Here is a 569-nt window from a genome sequence, read left to right as displayed (position 1 = left end):
CCCGGTCGGTGCTCAAGACAACATGGAGATGATCTGGCGTCATCGGTTCATCCGCCTTCCAAGCCAGCAGCACCACTGCGTCATCGAGACCATGGATCGCTCCCTCGTAGCGATACACGCGGTAACGCTCCTTCCCCACCGTGACGAGGCGGGTGTCGTTGGGCTCGATATAATGGGCAAACTCCTTCGCTTGGATGGCGATGCCTTTCGGATAGAGAATCCGGTTCGTCTTGAGCATGGCGATGACATGGAATCCTTGTTTCAGGCAGGCTTCGATGAGCGCTTGGGACGGATACCACGAATCCATGAGCACATACACCGGCTGAGCCCGTTTCCCCTTGAGCGAGGAAAGCATCTCGATCGCTAGGTCGATTTTGCTTCTTCCCGCCGCCTTATCATAGAGACGAAACGCGAACGGAAACGCTTGCGAGAAAGTATGCACCATCAGCCAAACAAGCGAATGCCCCCAGACCAATTGATGATCGCTGTGAGAGAAATGCCAGTCACACCCTTGAATGGCGTGGGCGGCCCGTGACGAAGGCTTCGTTTTTTGACAAATCGTATCATCG

1 protein-coding gene is annotated in these 569 nt (G+C 55.0%); it reads right to left on the bottom strand.

The genetic code is table 11. The features are described 5' to 3' along the window. A partial coding sequence (locus B4113_RS15210) for a transposase (RefSeq protein WP_153017173.1) occupies positions 1-569 on the bottom strand: 569 nt, incomplete at both ends.

The organism is Geobacillus sp. B4113_201601 (genome assembly GCF_001587475.1).
Lineage (GTDB): Bacteria > Bacillota > Bacilli > Bacillales > Anoxybacillaceae > Geobacillus > Geobacillus icigianus.
This window is presented reverse-complemented; position numbering and strand designations above follow the sequence as displayed.